The 19,071-nt window shown below is 46.5% G+C and carries 19 protein-coding genes and 2 tRNA genes; 6 read left to right on the top strand and 15 right to left on the bottom strand.

Going from position 1 to position 19,071, the window contains the following annotated elements; all coding sequences use genetic code 11:
• Nucleotides 1-33 precede the first annotated feature (33 nt).
• A tRNA-Thr gene (locus tag J6I44_RS13465) sits at nt 34-105 on the bottom strand.
• Nucleotides 106-243: 138 nt separating this feature from the next.
• On the opposite strand from J6I44_RS13465, the gene J6I44_RS13460 reads away from it, so the two are divergent.
• Nucleotides 244-861 (top strand): rhomboid family intramembrane serine protease, encoded by a 618-nt coding sequence (locus J6I44_RS13460; protein WP_265766669.1) that lies wholly within the window; start codon nt 244-246, stop codon nt 859-861.
• Nucleotides 862-1,028: 167 nt separating this feature from the next.
• Here the strand turns inward: J6I44_RS13460 and serC are convergent, their stop codons facing one another.
• The 3 genes from serC to J6I44_RS13445 form a co-directional block, all read right to left on the bottom strand.
• Nucleotides 1,029-2,108, bottom strand: a complete 1,080-nt coding sequence (gene serC / locus J6I44_RS13455) for a 3-phosphoserine/phosphohydroxythreonine transaminase (RefSeq protein WP_265766668.1) — start codon at nt 2,106-2,108, stop codon at nt 1,029-1,031.
• Between the two features lie 23 nt (nt 2,109-2,131).
• A complete protein-coding gene (locus J6I44_RS13450) occupies nt 2,132-3,340 on the bottom strand; it encodes a DUF1015 domain-containing protein (RefSeq protein WP_265766667.1) in 1,209 nt (402 codons plus the stop codon).
• A gap of 233 nt (nt 3,341-3,573) precedes the next feature.
• The gene (locus J6I44_RS13445) at nt 3,574-4,179 is read right to left on the bottom strand and encodes a 3-keto-disaccharide hydrolase (protein WP_265766666.1); all 606 of its coding nucleotides are present in this window, start codon (nt 4,177-4,179) and stop codon (nt 3,574-3,576) included.
• Nucleotides 4,180-4,312: 133 nt separating this feature from the next.
• Between J6I44_RS13445 and J6I44_RS13440 the strand changes: the two genes are divergently transcribed.
• Together J6I44_RS13440 and J6I44_RS13435 are read left to right on the top strand one after the other, a co-directional pair.
• On the top strand, nt 4,313-4,636 hold the full coding sequence (locus tag J6I44_RS13440; protein ID WP_265766665.1) for a DUF1844 domain-containing protein: 324 nt from the start codon (nt 4,313-4,315) through the stop codon (nt 4,634-4,636).
• On the top strand, nt 4,590-5,057 hold the full coding sequence (locus J6I44_RS13435; RefSeq protein WP_265766664.1) for an NUDIX hydrolase: 468 nt from the start codon (nt 4,590-4,592) through the stop codon (nt 5,055-5,057). Before J6I44_RS13440 ends, J6I44_RS13435 begins: the two co-directional genes overlap by 47 nt.
• Before the next feature lie 124 nt (nt 5,058-5,181).
• Here the strand turns inward: J6I44_RS13435 and J6I44_RS13430 are convergent, their stop codons facing one another.
• The 6 genes from J6I44_RS13430 to proS form a co-directional block, all read right to left on the bottom strand.
• On the bottom strand, nt 5,182-5,841 hold the full coding sequence (locus J6I44_RS13430) for an energy transducer TonB (protein ID WP_265766663.1): 660 nt from the start codon (nt 5,839-5,841) through the stop codon (nt 5,182-5,184).
• A gap of 154 nt (nt 5,842-5,995) precedes the next feature.
• Complete coding sequence (locus J6I44_RS13425) at nt 5,996-6,652, bottom strand: energy transducer TonB (RefSeq protein WP_265766662.1); 657 nt, start codon at nt 6,650-6,652, stop codon at nt 5,996-5,998.
• 175 nt (nt 6,653-6,827) lie between these two features.
• Nucleotides 6,828-7,223, bottom strand: a complete 396-nt coding sequence (locus J6I44_RS13420; RefSeq protein WP_265766661.1) for a VanZ family protein — start codon at nt 7,221-7,223, stop codon at nt 6,828-6,830.
• Nucleotides 7,220-8,740, bottom strand: a complete 1,521-nt coding sequence (locus J6I44_RS13415; RefSeq protein WP_265766660.1) for an NAD(P)H-hydrate dehydratase — start codon at nt 8,738-8,740, stop codon at nt 7,220-7,222. Before J6I44_RS13415 ends, J6I44_RS13420 begins: the two co-directional genes overlap by 4 nt.
• 4 nt (nt 8,741-8,744) lie before the next feature.
• Nucleotides 8,745-9,485, bottom strand: a complete 741-nt coding sequence (locus tag J6I44_RS13410; protein WP_265766659.1) for a hypothetical protein — start codon at nt 9,483-9,485, stop codon at nt 8,745-8,747.
• A gap of 127 nt (nt 9,486-9,612) precedes the next feature.
• Nucleotides 9,613-11,079, bottom strand: a complete 1,467-nt coding sequence (gene proS / locus J6I44_RS13405; protein WP_265766658.1) for a proline--tRNA ligase — start codon at nt 11,077-11,079, stop codon at nt 9,613-9,615.
• Nucleotides 11,080-11,359: 280 nt separating this feature from the next.
• Here proS and J6I44_RS13400 point away from each other — a divergent pair.
• Together J6I44_RS13400 and J6I44_RS13395 are read left to right on the top strand one after the other, a co-directional pair.
• A tRNA-Met gene (locus J6I44_RS13400) sits at nt 11,360-11,433 on the top strand.
• Nucleotides 11,434-11,625: 192 nt separating this feature from the next.
• Nucleotides 11,626-12,720: a Gfo/Idh/MocA family protein gene (locus J6I44_RS13395; protein WP_265766657.1), complete on the top strand. Its 1,095-nt coding sequence runs from the start codon at nt 11,626-11,628 to the stop codon at nt 12,718-12,720.
• 1,062 nt (nt 12,721-13,782) lie between these two features.
• On the opposite strand, the gene J6I44_RS13390 is transcribed toward J6I44_RS13395, so the two are convergent.
• The 5 genes from J6I44_RS13390 to J6I44_RS13370 all read right to left on the bottom strand — a co-directional run bounded on the left by J6I44_RS13390 (nt 13,783) and on the right by J6I44_RS13370 (nt 17,627).
• The gene (locus J6I44_RS13390) at nt 13,783-14,553 is read right to left on the bottom strand and encodes an MBL fold metallo-hydrolase (RefSeq protein ID WP_265766656.1); all 771 of its coding nucleotides are present in this window, start codon (nt 14,551-14,553) and stop codon (nt 13,783-13,785) included.
• Between the two features lie 212 nt (nt 14,554-14,765).
• A complete protein-coding gene (locus J6I44_RS13385) occupies nt 14,766-15,344 on the bottom strand; it encodes a Crp/Fnr family transcriptional regulator (RefSeq protein WP_265766655.1) in 579 nt (192 codons plus the stop codon).
• A gap of 113 nt (nt 15,345-15,457) precedes the next feature.
• Nucleotides 15,458-16,120: a TVP38/TMEM64 family protein gene (locus J6I44_RS13380; protein ID WP_265766654.1), complete on the bottom strand. Its 663-nt coding sequence runs from the start codon at nt 16,118-16,120 to the stop codon at nt 15,458-15,460.
• A 24-nt stretch (nt 16,121-16,144) separates the two neighbouring features.
• Nucleotides 16,145-16,888, bottom strand: coding sequence for an SDR family oxidoreductase (locus J6I44_RS13375; RefSeq protein ID WP_265766653.1), 744 nt, complete (start codon nt 16,886-16,888; stop codon nt 16,145-16,147).
• A gap of 160 nt (nt 16,889-17,048) precedes the next feature.
• Complete coding sequence (locus J6I44_RS13370) at nt 17,049-17,627, bottom strand: Crp/Fnr family transcriptional regulator (RefSeq protein WP_265766652.1); 579 nt, start codon at nt 17,625-17,627, stop codon at nt 17,049-17,051.
• 217 nt (nt 17,628-17,844) lie between these two features.
• Between J6I44_RS13370 and J6I44_RS13365 the strand changes: the two genes are divergently transcribed.
• Entirely contained in the window at nt 17,845-18,849 is a 1,005-nt protein-coding gene (locus J6I44_RS13365) for a sugar phosphate isomerase/epimerase family protein (RefSeq protein WP_265766651.1), read from the top strand.
• The last annotated feature ends 222 nt before the right edge of the window (nt 18,850-19,071 follow it).

The raw sequence follows: 19,071 nt of genomic DNA, 5'->3' as shown, positions 1-19,071 counted from the left end.
GGCGGGAGAGGCAAGCTATCAGGTTGAAGGGTGAGCCGAAGATCGGATTTGAACCGACGACCTATTCTTTACGAGAGAATCGCTCTACCCCTGAGCTACTTCGGCTTAACTTCACAACAGATAACAAACTTAAATATACGAATTGTTAGGCAGCGATAGCAAATATGTTGAGAAATTTATGAATTATATTAGCGTTCGAATCAACTCTTGGCTATTTTCAGCATTCGAAAAACTAATTTGTATATGCAAAACTTTCTGTCCAACAGTCCGGTTACCTTTTATTTAGTAGCAGCGAATGTAATTATTTCGCTGGCAGCACTTTATGGCTATCCAGCCATGCTGCAAACGGGATATCTAAAGCCGTACCGAACGGTGCGGCAAAATACGTGGTATGAATTGCTTACCTCCGGCTTTTTACACGCAAACCTGGGGCATCTTTTCGTCAATATGTTTACCCTCTACTTTTTTGGTCCGGTGATGGAACAGGTCGTAGGGCCTTTTTACTTTTTAGGGCTGTATATTACCGGCTTGATTGTTGCCGCCTTGCCTTCAGTCATAAAATTCCGGGATGATCCCAATTATGCCACCCTCGGGGCTTCGGGAGCGGTAGGATCGGTGTTATTTGCGTTTATTTTCCTATTTCCGATGGAGAATATTTACTTATTTTTAATTCCTGTTCCTATCCCGGCGTTTATATTTGCCATTTTCTATTTGATCTACAGCATGTACGAAAGCAAACAGGCCCGGGGACGCATAAATCACGAAGCCCATGTAGCAGGAGCCTTATGGGGGATCATTTATTTAGTGGTATTTGTGCCCAACACCATAGATCATATCTTGACAGTTTTCGGACTTTTATAATGAAGGCTTTGCTACCTTTGGCAGCCTTTTCGAAGGTGATCCTGATCCCGATAATTTGGGACAGGATGACAAGCCCAGTTTTGTAAAGCCCCAAAATATAAAAATAGCGGGTTAGTTTGTTTCACCAACCCGCTATAGCTATCAAGAATGTTATTCGCTCCAATGTATTAGCCGTTTTCGGCGCGGAAATCTTGCATGAAGTTTACAAGCGTTTCCACACTTTCACGGGGACATGCATTATACATGCTGGCACGAATACCGCCAACACTACGATGGCCTTTCAATGTGAAAAGATCCTGCTTTTCAGCTTCAGCCACGAACTGGGCTTCCAGCTCTTCGCTTGGCAGACGGAAGGTTGCATTCATGAGCGAACGGGAATCCTTCTCCACCGCGCCCCGGTAGAAATCATCTTTGTCGATTTCATCATAAACGAGGGCACCCTTCTCTTCATTAAACTTCTTGAAGTAATCCAGTCCGCCTTTTTCCTGTACCCATTCGAGTACCAGGTTTACCATGTACACATTAAAGACCGGGGGCGTATTGAAAATCTTTTCTGTGTGTGTTTGGTACTGAAGTATCGTTGGAACATCCGTAGTATCAGCTTTAGCCAAGAAATCTTTACGGATAATCACAATCGTTACGCCCGCAGGCCCTACATTCTTCTGAGCACCTGCATAAATAATGCCATACTTTGACACGTCGATAGGCTTGGAAAGAAAATCAGAAGAAGCATCACATACCAGTGGAACCCCGTTCGTTTCCGGTTCAGTAGCAAATTGAGTACCAGCTACAGTATTGTTGGAAGTGAAATGCACATACTGTGGATTATCACTGAAATTGAGCTCATCATCAGTAGGTACGCGATCGTAGCCTGTTTCACTGCTACTGTAAGGTCGATGCACATTACCAAAAATCTTAGCCTCTTTAATAGCCTTATTCGACCAGCGTCCGGTATCAATGTAGTCTGCGGTTTGTCCTTCCGACAGGAAGTTATAGGGCGCCATCATAAACTGTGAGCTGGCACCGCCCTGAAGGAACATAATCTCAAAATCATCACCAAGCCCTAACAGTTCTGTCAGTCGATCTTTTGCCTGCTGGTCAATAGCTTCATATTCAGCACTACGGTGACTCATCTCCATGATGGAGCGGCCTTTATTTTGATACTCGGTCAATTCAGCCTGTGCTTTTTTAAGAACCTCAGCTGGTAAAACAGCGGGTCCTGCACTAAAATTGTGAACGCGATTCATAATAGTTAAGAGTGTTTGTTGGGTTAAAAAGTGTGGACAAGAAGTCCAGATCGTAATTTGGGTTCAAACCAAGTTGATTTAGGAGGCATAAGCAGCCCCTCATCAGATACTTCAATAAGTTCTTCAATACTCGTTGGATACATGCTGATGGCCATGCCTGCTTTGCCTCCATCCACAAGGCGTTCCAGTTCTTCGGTACCCCGGATGCCTCCGACAAAAGAAATGTTGTCATCCCGCCGCGGATCATTGATATCCAGCATAGGGGAGAGGATAAATTCTTGCAGTCGATGTACATCCAGTGTTTCAACACTATTTGGATTTTCGGCCACAGGCAGGCTTATTCCATACCATTGCCCTCCAATATAAATGGAAATATCACCTTTGCTAGAAGGGCTCGGCTCGGCACTTTCCGTGAGATCAAATTTTTGCTTCAGCTGTTGTAGGAATCCGTCCGGAATGTCATAGACTACCCGATTGTAAGCCATAATATGCATGTCTGACATCGGGAAGACGACCGCCGGGAAAAAATTATATTCTTCTTCGCCCGTATGGTTCGCATTCTTTTTCTTCGCTTCCGCTGCAGCGCGCGAGGCACTCTTACATCGGTGATGCCCATCTGCGATATAGAGATTCGAAATGTTCTCGAAGGCTTCCTCAAAAGGAGCGGTATCTTCCACTTTCCAGAGCTTATGGATGACCCCATCGGAAGCCACAAAATGATAGAGCGGATCCTGTTGGACGGTTTGCTCGATAAGCGCTACCGACTTCTCATCATCTTTATAAGTAATCATGACGGGCTCGGCATGGGCCTGTTGCGTCACAATATGCCGGGTACGATCGTCCTCTTTGGTTGGGCGTGTTAGCTCATGCTTAAGAATCACTTCGTCATCATAGTCTTGCACCGAAACACAGGCAAAAATCCCGGTCTGTGTACGCCCTTCTCGGATCAGGCGGTACACATAGAGGCAGGGTTCATCTTCCTGCTGAAGTATGTCCTCTGACAAAAAACGCCTTAAATTTTCTGCTCCCTTTTCATACACAACATCATCATGTGGATCGGTGCCTGCTGGTAAATCAATCTCAGGACGTATTACATGGAGAAAGCTGTTAGGTTTGCCTTTAGCCAGTTCTTCTGCTTCGCTAACATTAATCACATCATATGGAACACAGGCTATCTCTTCAAGATCTTCAGGAGAAGGGCGCCATGCTCTGAAAGGGTGTAAGTGGGCCATTGCAATTAATAAGTGTAATAAATTGTAAGTATAATAACAGCTACGAAATGTACCCTATTGAGAGCAATAATTAAAGTTGTATATCAAAATAAAGAGGTGCTTTGCAAACCCCCAGGAATTCTAACTTGTCTTTCTCCTTACGGCTAAGGAAAGCAACCTTTCAGTTGATGTCTATATAAGGAGATCGCCACACACCATTCCGGTGACAATCAGGTTTTGCAACGCCCCAAAGCTTACTCCAGAACTTTTACCCGGAGGTTTTTCCATCGTACTTTTACTTCATTTCCTTCAGTAGCAGAATGAATTTGTAAGGCAATAGAACCCGTCGCATCTCCAATCTTTTCATCCGTTAAGTCAACCATTACTTCGTCGTTGAGCCAGGTAATGACCTGGTCGCCTTCCACGCGGATACGCAGACGATTCCATTCACCCGTTTTTAACGCCTTTTCATCCTCAGGCGCCGGTTGTTTAAGCCAGCCTCGGCCATAGGATTCATATATGCCGCCGGTATGTGATCCCGGTGGGGCCACTTCTACTTGCCAGCCGCTTACTTTAATGCCTTCTACACTTGACCGGATAAATACCCCACTGTTCCCATTGGATTCCTGCTTGAAATCAAGGGTTAGAATAAAATCTTTATAGGTTCTGTCGGTGGTAAGATAACCATATTCCATGTCGGGGCCGCTCTCGCAAACCAGTTCACCATCCTCAACATACCACTTCTCGGTGCCATGGATCGTCCATCCGGATAAATCTTTTCCATTAAATATAGGTTGAAAATCCTGGGCAACAGCAGAACTGCTGAACATAAGTGCTAAAACAAGCAGAAAATATTTCATGACTTCTTATTTATATATTTGTGATTAATTTTTAGGTTAACGGCATTCGAATACAATATCGAATGGAAAGATTAATTACAAATTAGACTGGTTGAGATTTTAAACCAGTTAACTTTTGAAGAAACATATTACTATGGACCAAATTAATTTGGACGCAGATAATCTGTCAGACGATCAACAGCAGCAACTACTGTTTATGATGCTTGTACAACAGCATCAGCAGATTGCAATGATGGGCATGGGGAAGATTGAGAATCCTAATACAGGGAAGGTCGAACGGGAGCTGAAATCAGCTAAATTTGCGATTGATACGCTGGTGATGCTGCAGAAATTTACAAAAGGAAATCTGCCAGCAGAGTTAAAAAACTATCTGACAGAGACACTGAATAATCTTCGCATGAATTATGCTGATGAGACCCAAAAGTCTGATGGAGAAGATGCCGCAGAACAAGAATAAGACTATCACTCCGGTTACAGCGGCAGGTGGGGCGGTAGTCCGCAAGGCTGAGGACCAGTCGGAACCCCAAGTGCTGTTAATTTTTCGGCGCGGAGTATGGGATCTGCCGAAAGGAAAATTGGAGGAATCCGAAACGGTTGAGGAATGTGCCGTACGCGAAGTAGCCGAAGAAGTGGGCCTTTCCGGGAAGCCTCAAATTATTTCCGCATTGCCTGAAACATACCACGAATACGAACTGGAAGAGGAGTACTTTGGAAAGACAACCTACTGGTACTTAATGATGTTAGATTCGGATACGGAAACCTTTAAACCGGAGCATGAGGAGGGCATTGAAAAAGTGCAGTGGCATCCGCTGTCTGATGCAAAGCAAAAAGTAGGATACGATAATCTTTTAGAAGTGTTGGAGGCCGTAGATTGGTAGTTTAGCCGGCCGGCTAAGATTATTCGCCGCTCTTGTACTGGGCAATGACAGAAAAATCCTACCCATAAATAAAAAAGGACCTGCCGAAAGACAGGTCCTTTTCTTTTTTAAGAATATATGGTCGTTAGTTCTGCAGACGGAAAATAATCGGCAGACTGTACTGTACTCGTACCGGCTTACCCCGCTGACGGCCAGGCTTAAATTTGGCCTGCTTAACAACACGCAGTGCTTCCTTGTCGCAGCCACCGCCAATACCACGGATTACTCTGGGATCTTCAACATTCCCCTGCTCGGTCACGATAAACTGAATGATTACACGTCCATCGATACCGGCTCGTTTTGCTCGCTCAGGATATTCGATTTTTCCCTGCAGTTCACCTAAGCCACCAATAAGTTCAGGCATTTGCTCTACCGCAACGAAGAAATCTTCTTCCTCCTCTTCTTCGGCCTCTTTGGGAGGCGGCGGCATATCCAGCGGCTCATTAAAGTTCATATCGGCATCCAGATTAATCTCCTGGTCTTCGATAATTTCATCATTGGGTACTTCTACGGGGACCTGGGGCTTGGGAGGAGGGGGTGGTGTTTTCTTTTGCTTGGTCTGAATAACTTCCTCCATCTCAACGACCTCTTGTTCTTCAACCAGGTCAACTTCCTTTTGCTCTGAAACAAATTCCATTTTCATTGCCACAATAAAGAGCAGCAATACGGCTATAATACCCAACTGAAGAAAGACTGTATAGTACTTTCTTAAATCAGATGTTGGTTTTTTTCGTTCGGAACGCATATTAGCCTCCACATTAGTTTAACGTAAAATTGTTTTATTTGCCTTAATAAAACGAATAATTATTCACAATCTCTACTTTAATAACAGAAAAATTCAAAAATTATTTTATCCCAATTGATTTGCCTTTTGCTGAAGGCTTGGAGGGATAAATAGGTTAATTCTGCAGGCGAAACAGAATCGGTATACTATATTGAACCCGTACCGGCTTACCCCGCTGGAGACCGGGCTTGAACTTTGCTTTTTTTACAACGCGAAGCGCTTCTTCGTCACAACCGCCACCGATACCACGAATGACCTTGGGATCTTCAACCGTTCCCTGTTCAGTTACAATAAACTGGATGGTCACACGTCCATCAATACCTGCCTGTTTGGCTCGTTCAGGATAGTTGATCTTTTGCTGTAGTTTGGCCAAACCACCAATAAGCTTCGGCATTTGTTCTACTGCAACAAAGAAGTTTTCTGTGACCTCCTCCTTGTTATCAGCTGGTTCCGGTATCTTGCCTGGGGTAGAAGTTGACCAGTCGGCACTGAAGTCAAGGGGTTCAGCTTCTATGGGCTCGTTATTAGGCACTTCTACCGGAGCAATTGGTTTGGGAGGCGTCGCAGGTTTTTCATCGTGGGTGGTTTGAACGATATCCTCAATTTCAGTTACCTCCTGTACGTCCGTAAAATCAATTTCACGATCTGCCGACCTGATATCAACTTTCGTGGCTACAATAAAGAGTAGTAAAACGAAGATTACGCCACTTTGAAGAAATACTGAATAATACTTGCGAAGGTTGATGCCTGGATTTTTTCTCTCAAATTTCATAATCACTGGATTTGGTTAGAATTCCCTCGGATAATTAAATACAACTTCTCTCTTTTACACTATTTAACATATTTATAGAGATAAATCAACAAAGGTGGATGGAAGCATCCAGTAGATCATATGGAAAGAAGAGATATAATAGGAGGGGCCTTTTCTCCATCCAGCAGAGAACCGGTTATTTTTCCGGGATGACTTTTTTGAGTACAACAATAGCCAACAGGCATCCGATGGCATCAAAAAGGACGTCATAAATATCGGCATGACGGTTTATCGATGGTAAGCTATACTGCAAAAATTCAATGAGTACACCGAAGCCCAGGCCTAATAAAAAGATAATCCAGAAGTTGGTATTGTTCTCCTGAGAGATGTTATGGTAGAGCCCCAAGAGCAGGGTCCAGCTCCCGAATAAAAGCAGATGTCCAACCTTGTCATAGCTCCAAATTTTATTTTGGGAAAGCATCTCTGCGGGTACCAGCGTTAGTGCAAAGGTTATAAGTGTGAGGGTGATGATGCCTGCAATCAACAGATAGTCGTTACGTTGCAGAAAAGAATAGAGAACGTTGGTTTTCATATAAAATCTTTCGGTTCTGGTAAATCGGATGAATCTTGTAAGTAAGAATCTAATTTCTGTTTGCCTTGTAACAGCGCGTTGGCACAACTTTGGTCAGGTTCCTGGCCTAATGCCACATAAGCTGCTATCTTTCCAGCCAGTACATCACCATTGCCCGCCCGTGCAAAGTAGCGGGTGTTGTAGTTAGTTAAATAGCATGGACCTGAGGATGTCCCGATTATGCCCGGCATGCCTTTGGAAAGTACTGTTATTTGTTTGTCTGATGAAAAGTTCCGCACAAATGTTAATCGATTATAATCATCTGCAACAGCTTGATCGGTGAATCGCCCCAATTCTCCGGGATGTGGCGTAAGAATCCATTGAGTATTATCGGGCTTCCTCCATCCATCTTTTTGCTGAGCAAGGGCCCATAAGGCATCGGCATCAATGATGGCATCTCTCGTATTCTGAGATAAAAATTCATTCGTAAATTGAATGGTTCCTTCCTGGCGTCCCAGGCCCGGACCAATGAGGACTGCTCCTTCTTTTTTACCGATAATCTCAAGTACGTTGGCAAGATGTTGTCTGGTAAAATGTTCGTCGCTCTTGCTGCCCACCGGTTTTTTGATGATTGAGGGAAGTGTTTGCTCATAGATGGAAAGCAGGCCCCGGGGACAAATGAGGATGATCGCCCCCAATCCCTCGGCCCAGGCGCTGCGGGCAGCTAACTGGGCGGCCCCGGTGAGCCCTTCGGAACCGGCAATGATATAAAGCACCCCGGATGCGTACTTGTGCTGGCCGGGCTGCAGGGTGGGGCGTGGAACCCAGGATTCATCCAGCAAAAAAGTGTTGGAAGAAGATTTGAATTGATTTGGAAAGGGAAGTTCACAGTAGGTTACATCACCTGTTTGAGCAGGGCCTACTTCCAGATAAAACCCTTGTTTATGCCCCCCAAAAGCAAAGGTGCGATCTGCTTGAATGCTCTCGCCCATGATTTGCCCGGTGTCGGCATGGAGGCCGGTGGGAATATCCATAGCGAAAACAGAAGTGGATTGTTCGTTGGCCCACTGAACGGCTGAGGTATAGGAGCCGCGGAGATCACTATCGAGCCCGGTACCTAGCATGCCGTCAATGATGAAGCTGTATTCAAGGTCAGTCTCCGTAAAAGCTTCCCAGCTTTTGTGATGCTGTAGCTGATCCTGATCGTCAAACTGCTGGAGCAGCTCCCAGTTTTTTTGTGCATCCGGGGAGAGGTCATCAGTGCCGCTCAGGAATACAATGGTGGCTGCGATATCGTGCTGCAGCAGGTAGCGGGCGACGACCAGCGTATCACCGCCATTATTGCCCTTGCCGCAGAGGTAAAGTCCGTGCGACCATCCTGCATGTTTGTAATCTTTGAGCAACTTTTTGGCAGCAGAAGAGCCCGCCACTTCCATCAGCGTAAATCCATCGATATCCACTTCTTCAATGGTTCGGTGGTCCACTTCTTGACTAAGTGAGGCGGTAAGCAAGTAATGTGAAGGTGGAGCTTGAAGCATAAGGTTACCACATGATGTTAAATAAATAGAGCTCAATAATGGTCAGTAGAAATCCGGAGGCGATTCCGCCCAACAGTTCGGCATAGGAATGAGCCCCCAACCGGTAGCGTGACCAGATCATCAGTGGTAAAAGTAGTAAAAGGATGGTTAAGGATAAAATAAAGGTATCAGCGGTAAATTCTGTAAGGCCGGGGAGCGTAAGGCCCAGGAAAATGGCGCCGGCCGATGAAAGCGCTGCTGTGTGAATGCTGACTTTCCATTTTAAGTTAATGAGCAGTCCAATAACAGGATTGACCAAGTAAATAAGCGCGACCATCGCAATGAGTGGATGCGTTACCGGAACAGTTGCCCCCAATCCGACAAAGGCGATAAAGCAGCTGGCGATGGAGTAGCCAAACAGCCGGGTTCGGGCACTACGCCTGGGTAAATCCGGGGAGGTAATATGGCCGTTTTTAAGGAGGTAAAAGGTGACTGCAAGCGGGATGGCCGTATGGAAAAGGAGGGAGAGCCCGGTAATCCAACTGATGGTACTTCCGGGCAGTCCCAGCTCCCAGCTTAGGATGGCCAGAACCAAGGGCGGTAGAAAAAGGGGATTCATTAGATCAGAGATCAGCCGCGCTGGGCCCCGGTACTGCAGGCGCCCGGTTAGTGGTAAGCCGCTATCAGCTGATATCCGATCCAAATGCTTGTCTTTGATATATTCAGGAGTTGTGAGGCAAGAAGTACTAAGCTTTTTATGATGCAAGGGTCATCCCCTTTGCACGGAAAATCACCGTGCGTTTCCCCCTTCGAAGGGGGGACAGGGGGATGATCATCAACTCCAAATACAGTTCAAATTTGTAAATTTGAGCTATTTTTAGTCGATTAGAGCATTAATAAGCGCGGGCAAAAAGAACTTTCTGCTTCGAGGGCTTGCCCGTCACCATGCATTCCCCTTCTTCGCCATCTTCCAGTGGAATACAGCGGATGGTCGCCTTGGTTTCGTCTTTAATTTTCTCTTCGGTCTCGGCCGTGCCGTCCCAGTGGGCATAGACAAAGCCGCCCTCATTTTCGATGATTTCCTTAAACTCCTCGTACGAATCTACGGAATGCGTGTTGTTTTGGATTCGTTCTTTAGCCGTTTCAAAGAGTTCATCCTGGATGGTATCAAGCAGCGTATCCACGCGTTCAGCCAGTCCTTCACGGTCCACAATATTCTTGTCACCGGTATCTCGGCGGGCCAATTCTACGTTGCTGTTTTCCAGGTCACGGGGACCAACAGTCAGTCGAACGGGGATGCCGGCCGCTTCGTGCTCGTTAAACTTCCAGCCCGGACTCATGTTTTCGCGGTCGTCAAGCTTCACGCGGATGCCGAGCTGCTTCAGGTCGCTGATAATATCGTTGCAGTAGTCCAGTACGGCTTCTTTCTGTTCATCATTCTTCCAGATTGTTACAATCACCACTTGGTTGGGCGCCAGTTTAGGCGGCAGTACCAAACCCTGGTCGTCGGAGTGCGTCATAATTAATCCACCGATAAGCCGCGTAGAAACGCCCCAGCTGGTAGCCCAGACGTATTCGTGCTGACCTTCGGAGCTCTGGAACTTCACGTCAAAAGCTTTGGCAAAATTTTGTCCCAGGAAGTGAGAGGTTCCGGCCTGCAGTGCTTTGTTATCCTGCAGCAGCGTTTCGATGCAGTAGGTGTCCTCAGCGCCGGCAAAGCGTTCCGACTCCGTTTTGACTCCGGTGATCACGGGCATCGCCATATATTCTTCGGCAAAGGTTCGGTAGACTTCCAGCATCTGCTTGGTTTCCGCTACCGCTTCTTCCTTGGTGGCGTGTGCGGTGTGACCTTCTTGCCAGAGGAACTCCATGGTCCGCAGGAACAGCCGCGTGCGCATCTCCCAGCGCACCACGTTGGCCCACTGGTTAATCAGGATGGGCAGGTCGCGATAGGACTGAATCCAGTTGCGGTAGGAGTCCCAGATAATGGTTTCCGAAGTGGGGCGCACAATCAGTTCTTCTTCCAGCTTCGATTCGGGATCCACTTCTACGCCACCATCCACGCTTTTGAGCCGGCTGTGAGTTACCACCGCGCACTCTTTGGCAAAGCCCTCAACGTGCTGGGCTTCTTTGGATAAAAAGGATTTCGGGATAAACAGCGGGAAGTACGCATTCTCATGGCCGGTATCCTTGAACATCTGGTCGAGCTCTTCTTTCATGTTTTCCCAGAGCGCAAAGCCATTCGGACGAATGACCATGCTGCCGCGCACCGGGGAATGGTCGGCCAGCTTGCCTTCACGAATTACATCTTGATACCATTGTGAAAAATCTTCGGATTTGGAGGTGATTTTTTTAGCCATGTGAATATGTAAGGGCTGGATTTAAATAAATTTTTAGGTGTCTCAAAATACGGAGGCTAAAAATAAGGCGAAAATGAAGACCCTCAAAAAGTTTATCAATTTCATCCGGTCCCGAATGCTCGGGATCGTCCGATGAATAAACCACCACGCAGATGACAGTCAAACACCCTTGATTATTCATCCGACTTCAAATACAGAATTCGGATGAAATTTCTGATATTTTTCACTTAACTTTTTGGAATAAAAGTTATATATTTGGCAACTCTTGATTCAAATAAATGCCGTGGTAGCTCAGTTGGTGAGAGCGTCGGATTCATAACCCGGAGGTCGGCGGTTCGATTCCGCCCCACGGTACTCGGTAAAATCCCTAAGTGGTTGATAACAACTGCTTAGGGATTTTTTGTTTTATCCTCCCTTTAATTAAATAAGGCTAAAGATTCTCAAATCTGCCCCAATTCTCCCTTTCATTTAAGTGAATCCTGTCTATATTTGTACTTGTAGTTATAGCTGACGTCATTCAATCCTTTTTAACTAACGTTTTGTGTTATGTCTGATTCCATATCCAGGAAGGATTTTCTCAAGCAGGCCGGATCCGCACTCGCTGTTACCTCGGTTGGATTTCCCTCCATTATTTTACCACGAAAAAAAGAGAAGCTAGGCGTGGCCCTGGTGGGGCTGGGCGGCTACAGCAGGGGGCGGCTGGCACCCGGACTTCAGAAGACTGAGCATTGCGAGCTTCGGGGCATCGTAACCGGGTCGCCCGAAAAGATACCGGTCTGGCAGAACAAATATAATATCCCCGACGCCAATGTCTACAGTTATGATACCATGCACGAGCTGGCTAACAACGATGACATCGACATCGTCTACATCGTAGTGCCTACCGGACTGCATGCCAAATACAGCATCCGGGCAGCTGAGGCGGGTAAGCACGTGTGGTGCGAAAAGCCCATGGCCATGGATGTGGAAGAGTGTCAGTCGATCATTGATGCCACCAACAAAAATGGAGTGCAGCTGTCTATTGGATATCGGATGCAGCACGAGCCGAATACGAAGACCATCATGAAATATGCCGAAGAGGAAACCTACGGGGCCGTGACGGGCGTCAAGACGGGGGCCGGCTATAATGGCAGTCACCCGGAAGGGGATTGGCGGCTGGATGCCGAGCTGGGCGGCGGCGCGCTCTACGATATGGGCGTGTACCCGATCAATGCGGCGCGTTATTCCACCCAAATGGAGCCCATCGCCGTGAGCGGCAAACAGAGCACCAAGCGTCCCGAAATGTTTCACGAAGTGGACGAAACTACGGTCTTTGAGCTGGAGTTTCCCGGCGGCGTGATGGCCCAGGGCGAAACCAGCTTCGGCAAGTCGATGAACTACCTGGATGTAGACTGCACGGATGGATGGTACAATTTGCGTCCTTTTCAATCCTATTCCGGGGTACAAGGGGAGACGAGCGACGGTATGCAGCTTCCACCGGATCCCAACCACCAGCAGGCCCGACAGATGGATAATGAAGCCCTGGCTATTAAAGAGGGGAGAGCTCCTATCGTGCCGGGTAGTGAAGGACTGAAGGATATCCGTATTGTCCGGGCGATCATGGAATCATCGGAAAAAGACGAGGCTCGTATTGAGCTCTAAGGGAATAACTTTTATTACCCATTAATCGATTGTGGTGAAATGATCATTGGGCATGCTTTACCCACCCCTGTCCCCTCCCAAGGAGGGGAACTCCCTTTTCTCTGGTAACTCCTTGGTTTTTCACGTCCAGCTTGTCTGGTCTCGACCCTTTGGAAGGATCAAGTCCCCGTACCGACGGACACGGCAAAAGGTGAAAAGTCACCTCTAATTTTTATTTCTATTCAAAGGGACAAGCCCCACCGGAAGAATTTCTGTTTGACGAGGTGCTGCCTCCAAGCCGTGATCAGCGGCGGTATAATTTACCAGCACCGAGGAGTTAAATTCTTCTTGGCTTTTTACGAGCCTTTTGTGCTAAGACAAAAGGCGAAGCTTACAAAATAAGCTGTTCCATCTTTTGGATGACCAAAAAACGAAACGCAAAAAAGTCACCGGCTGAATAAGTTCTTGCTGTCGTTCCCTTCGCCTCCGCTAAAATCATTTAACTCAAGTTGCCAAAAGCGGCAACTTTCAGACAGAAATGATTTCTTTACGCTTCGGCTACGGTCACATTCCCAGCAGAATTTATATTAGGCCGGAGGAGAAAGCTATGTCTATTTTTTATTTCTATTCAAAGGGACAAGCCCCACCGGAAGAATTTCTGTTTGACGAGGGGCTGCCTGCAAGCCGTGATCAGCGGTGGTATAATTTACCAGCACCGAGGAGTTAAATTCTTCTTGATCTTTTATGAGCCTTTTGGGTCAAGCCCCCGTATGGATGGGACACGGCAAAAGGCGGAAAGAAATATTAATTTAATAAAAACTACTGGTTCCATTTCTGAAATAACCTCATACTCTTATCACTTTTTTTGTATGACCTAATTCCGAAGTATCGGGATCAGGCAAGCTGTAACCCAAAACTCATCGACCCCGTGGAATCTTCCGAATTCTTGGAGGGTCACAAGATGGCATTCCACAGGGCCGGCTGAATAAATTGCTGCTGTCGTTCTCTCCACCTACGCTAAAATCATTTAAAGCCAACCGCTAAAGGGGTTTTAACCAATCCGTTCATACCGGAGCACCTTTTTCAAGTACTCAAGTCTATTGTTTCTCCGTCCTCAGGGATCCATACTTTTTTCTCCAGGTCATTGTTAGCTACTTTTTTCTGCAATTCCGCCCGGGTGGTAGGGCAGTGGTTAATTGCCTCGAGGTGGTTTGCGATGACTTTGCCCGGGGCATGGTTGAAGAACTTCAGGATATCGTCCATGGTCATAAGCAGGGGACCAAAAATATCGAACTGTGCAGAGCCGCAGGCCGCCACACTAATGTCAGGCTGAAATTCTGTTAACACTTTATGGACGGCTTCGGTGTAAATGGTATCAGAGCTTAGATAGATGGAGGGTTCTTCCGGAGGTTCGAGATAGAATCCGATGACATTGCCCATCAGTTTGGTTATAAATCCATAGCCGTGCAGGGCCGGAGTGCCCGTCACGCGAAGGCCGGCAAAATCAGTGGTTTCCCAGTAGTTGAGACTTGTTTGGACGTTCAAGCCTTCGTCGGTGAGATCCTGCTCATCTTTTGTGCTGCACAGGATGGGGATTTGCCTATCTTTGAGGAATTGTATGCCCTGCTGATCAAGGTGATCCGGGTGTTGGTGGGTGATCAGGCAGTGGGTGACTTTTTCCAACAGGCGGTCCATATTATTGGGCAGAGGGACCATCGGATTTTTTCGGGGCTTGAACCTGAATAGCGTAAGCGGCGGCAGGTTTCCTTTGGAGCCCAGCATGGGATCGACCAATAGCACCTTGCCGGCAGTTTCTATGATCATGGTCGCATTTCTGATATGGTGTATCTTCATCACTTCTGTTTTCTATTTTAGAGAGCTTTGTAAAACCGAATATTCACTCTTCGACTACATTCGCTCCGATTAAAATCGGTGTTCATTGCGCTCAGACTGACGTCATATTGAGCGCAGCGGAGTGAAGTCGAAATATGTGTCGGTATTTCAAAGGCCTTTTTTAGGTTTGGATCAAAGAACGAGAAGGATGACACCAAAGTCATTGATTTGAATCAAGAAATGCGGCTTCGGATTCGGCTCAGGGTCTCGGGCGTAATACCAAGGTAAGAGGCAATGTGGTACTGTGGAATGTTCTGCAGCCACTCGGGTTTATAGATCCGTAGTTCCTGGTACAATTCCTCAGGCGATTTGGTCATCCGGTTATATTCAAATTGCTCCCGCACTTTAAGGAGGCGTTGAAAAATTTCATCCATCATATTTTGCGCGCATTCATAGCTGTTCAACAGCCGCAGAAATGGTTCCCGATCGAGCTCAAAAAGTTCAACATCCGTTACGGTAGCTTGGTTTTTCTTGGTCCGGCTGGCATTTATGAACGAAGAAAAATCCGTAATAAAATTCGGCTGTAGATAAAAGTTGATGTTCCTCTCTTTAGTTTCACTAAGGTAGTATTCCCGGACAATCCCTTTATTTAAAAACCGCAGCTTACCATCCGTCATTGACTCGCTGAGGATGATGGTATCCTTCGGGATCTTTTTGGAGATGAACGCCGATGATAACTCATCAAGCCCGTCATGGTTATACTCCGGATAATGTTTCTCAAAGAAAGCCGTAATATTTTTCGTGATATTCATGTATGATAGACCTGGATGTATCCTAATGGATGTTGCGGAATAGGTGCAGACTACCAATTTAGCACTGGTAAGGCAATACCTCAAAAAACTGATTTTCCAAAGGCACGGCTTAGTTAGTGATTAACCGTCTCCATTTTTTGGTATCGGCTGTAGATGAACCAGGCGATCCAGAGGACGGCCGAGAGCGAGATAGCCGCGTAAATAGCCGGCATGGGGTTGTCGATAGAACTTACCGAACCCGCATAGGAAGCAATGGAAGCGTACGGAACGCTGCTTAGCAACCAGGCCCCCAGGAACCGAGAAAACTTCATCTTCGTCATTCCGGCCAGGCAGGCCGACACTTCCGGAAAAATAGGGACCGCCCGACTCATCAGGATCATAGCAAAGCCGTAGCTTTCGAAGGTTGATACTGCTTCTGCTCGTCGGTCGGTATCTTTAATCAGGAATTTGAAAACGGAGTCGCCGTATTTTCTGCTCAGGGCATAGCCCGCAAATCCGGCCAGCGTCATCCCGGTAATGGCCGTGATTGCGCCCAGGGGAAACCCCAGGAAATATCCGGATAAAATGGTGATGGTAAGCGTGGGAACAGCGATAAATAAATCACAGAAAAGTAAGAGAATGACTACCGATCCTACATAAAGGGGAGAAAGCTGATGGGCCATCTGGAGCCAGCTTTTAATTTGTTCAATGGATAGTAACCTGGTTAGGTTCGCTACGAGGAAGGTGGAGGCAAAGACGAGAGCCAGCACAACAATTATTTTGATCAGATCTTTCATAAGAGAATTCTTTGTTATGGGAGATTAATTTTCGCTGCCGTTTTTTAGCAAACGGTCGGCCAGTGCTGGACTCAGTCGCCGGAGCAGTTTGAGCCACTTAACTTTGCCGATGGCTATCTCATACCGGTTTTTTTGAAACTTTTTGATGAATTCACGGCTGAGCTGTTCAGGAGATATCTTGCCACGACCGCGTCCCTGGGTCATGCCCGTATCAACGAGGGGAGGGATCACTTCAAAAACATGGACATCGCTTTCTTCCAGCTGGTACCGCAGCGACTTTGAGAAGTTATGGATGGCCGCTTTGGATGCACAGTAAACGGGTGCTTGTTTCTTGGGAGCAAGGGCCAGACCGGATGAAATATTAACAATAGCCGGCTGCTCGTTGAGTGTTAGAATGGGCAGCAGTAAACCGGTGAGTGCAAGCGGGGCATAGAGATTGACCTCCAGCTCGTGTTTAATCCTATCGGTGATATGCTGTTCGTCGGCAAACCGATAATTATATTGAATACCGGCATTATTGATAAGGATATTCGTATCCGGATGTTTTTGCTCAATGAAGAGTACGAGTTCTTCCAGCTGCAATGAGTTAGCCAGGTCGCACTGAAAAGGAATGATGCGGTCCGAAATAGCCTGCAGACTTTTGAACTTTCTCTTATCACGTCCGACGGCAATGATGGTATTGTTATGTTTGAGGAATTCCTTGGCTATGGCTTTGCCTATGCCGGCTGTAGCTCCGGTAATTAATATCTTGTTGTTCGCTAATTCCATAAAGATGGTTTGTTGGATTTGTTTATCTCTATGGAAAGCTATGGCCGGCCTATCCAAACCTCATGTACATATGTAAATAAATTGAGCTAAGTTAACGGAAGAGCTGGGAGACTCTTCGACAAGCTCAGAGTGACAAACTTGATTGGCTTTGCAAAGCCTCCTATTGTTTCGCTCGTATTCTGCTCAATTGGGTGGGGGTAACGCCCAGGTAGGAGGCAATGTGATATTGCGGGATTTGCTGTTCCACCTCCGGATGATTTTTGCGGAAGAGCTCATAGCGCTCGGCAGCGTCGAGGGTGACCAGCTGTATCTCTCGTCGTTCTTTATGGACAAAATATTGTTCGGCCAGGATGCGCGAAAAGCGTTCTACACTGGGATAGTCGTCATATAAGGCTACAAGATCCGCATATGAGCCCTCCAGCAGCATTACGTCTGTCAGGCATTGAATGTTGATAAGATTCTTTTTTCCAGTGACCAAAGAGGAGTAGGCTCCGACAAAAGAGCCTTCGGTAAAAAAGGTTTTATTATAATACTCACCTTCCTTCGTGGTATGATATGCCCGAAGCACACCCTCAACGACAAAACCCATCCTCGTTGCATATTCACCGGTTTTTGCATAATGAAAACCTTTGTCAAAATGATTGACTTCAAATAGATTCATCAGCTCAGAGAGGCTAGGCTCATCAAAATTGATGATTTTGTTTAATCGATCAGACAACAGCTTTTCAGGCTTTGGCATGGTTTTAATAAGATTAGTGATGATAAATCATCCCCAGCATTTGCAGCATAATGTTATACATCTTGTCATGATATGCAAAGGCCAGATAAGTTCGGCTCAAAAAGGGCAAAATTTTTTTACAACATCTGAGATATCTTTTTTTGACATTTTACAGCAAATAAGCGAGACTTACGACGTTCTGCATAGAAAAGAAATTGTTAATTAAACGATAAAAATTATGGCACGTCCAGTAACATTATTTACCGGTCAATGGGCCGATATGTCGCTCGAAACGCTCGCTGAAAAAGCTTCTTCTTGGGGCTATGACGGCTTAGAGCTGGCCTGTTGGGGAGATCATTTTAACGTACAGAAAGCGCTCAGTGAAGAGGGCTACTGCGAACAGCGCAAAGAGCTGTTGGCAAAATACGATCTGAAGGTGTGGTCTATCAGTAATCACTTGGTGGGGCAGGCGGTTTGCGATCCTATCGATGAACGACACAAGGCGATTGTGCCCGAACATGTGTGGGGTGATGGTGATCCGGAAGGCGTACGTCAGCGGGCTGCTGATGAAATAAAAGATACGGCTCGCGCTGCTGCCAAGCTGGGCGTGGATGTGGTCAATGGTTTTACAGGTAGCTCTATCTGGTCCAAAATGTACTCCTTTCCACCGAACACGCCGGGACTCATTGAAGAAGGGTACCAGGATTTCGCGGATCGATGGAATCCTATTTTGGATGTGTTTGATGAAGAAGGCGTTCGTTTCGGGCTGGAAGTTCATCCCACAGAAATTGCTTTCGACATTTCATCTGCACAGCAGGCCGTTGATGCCCTGGATGGGCGAGAGGCCTTTGGCTTTAACTACGACCCCAGCCACTTTGGATATCAGGGAGTGGATTATATTGAGTTTATCCTGGAGTTTAGCGATCGTATCTATCACGCTCATATGAAAGATGTTTGGTGGTCGGATGAACGCAAGCGTGCTGGTGTCTTTGGTGGGCATCTGAACTTTGGTCACCAAGATCGCTGCTGGGATTTTGTTTCCATCGGTCGTGGACGTATCGACTTCGAACAGGTAATCCGGGCACTGAACCGTATCAATTACCAAGGACCGCTTTCCATTGAGTGGGAAGATAGCGGTATGGATCGTGAGTTCGGCGCGGAAGAATCCTGCCAATACACGAAAGATATTGATTTTCCACCCTCTGAGGCTGCCTTTGATTCTGCCTTTTCGGATGATGATTAAGCAGTCTGTTTAGCACGGATATAGAGCCTCCATGTTCAGCTGTAAATTTGAATGTGGAGGCTTCTTTATGAAGTGATATAAGGTAGATAAAAAAATAGCAGCCACCCAGTCACGGTATGGCTGCTATATATCATCTACAGACGGCTATTACCCCATTTGCAATAGATAACTTAACCTCTGGACCTACGCTGATCAATAGCGATAATTATGTAATTTTGATGG

It is taken from the genome of Fodinibius salsisoli (assembly GCF_026229185.1).
Classification (GTDB): domain Bacteria; phylum Bacteroidota; class Rhodothermia; order Balneolales; family Balneolaceae; genus Fodinibius; species Fodinibius salsisoli.
The sequence above is the reverse complement of the archived record's forward strand: the minus strand, read 5'-3'. Positions and strand labels throughout refer to the sequence as shown.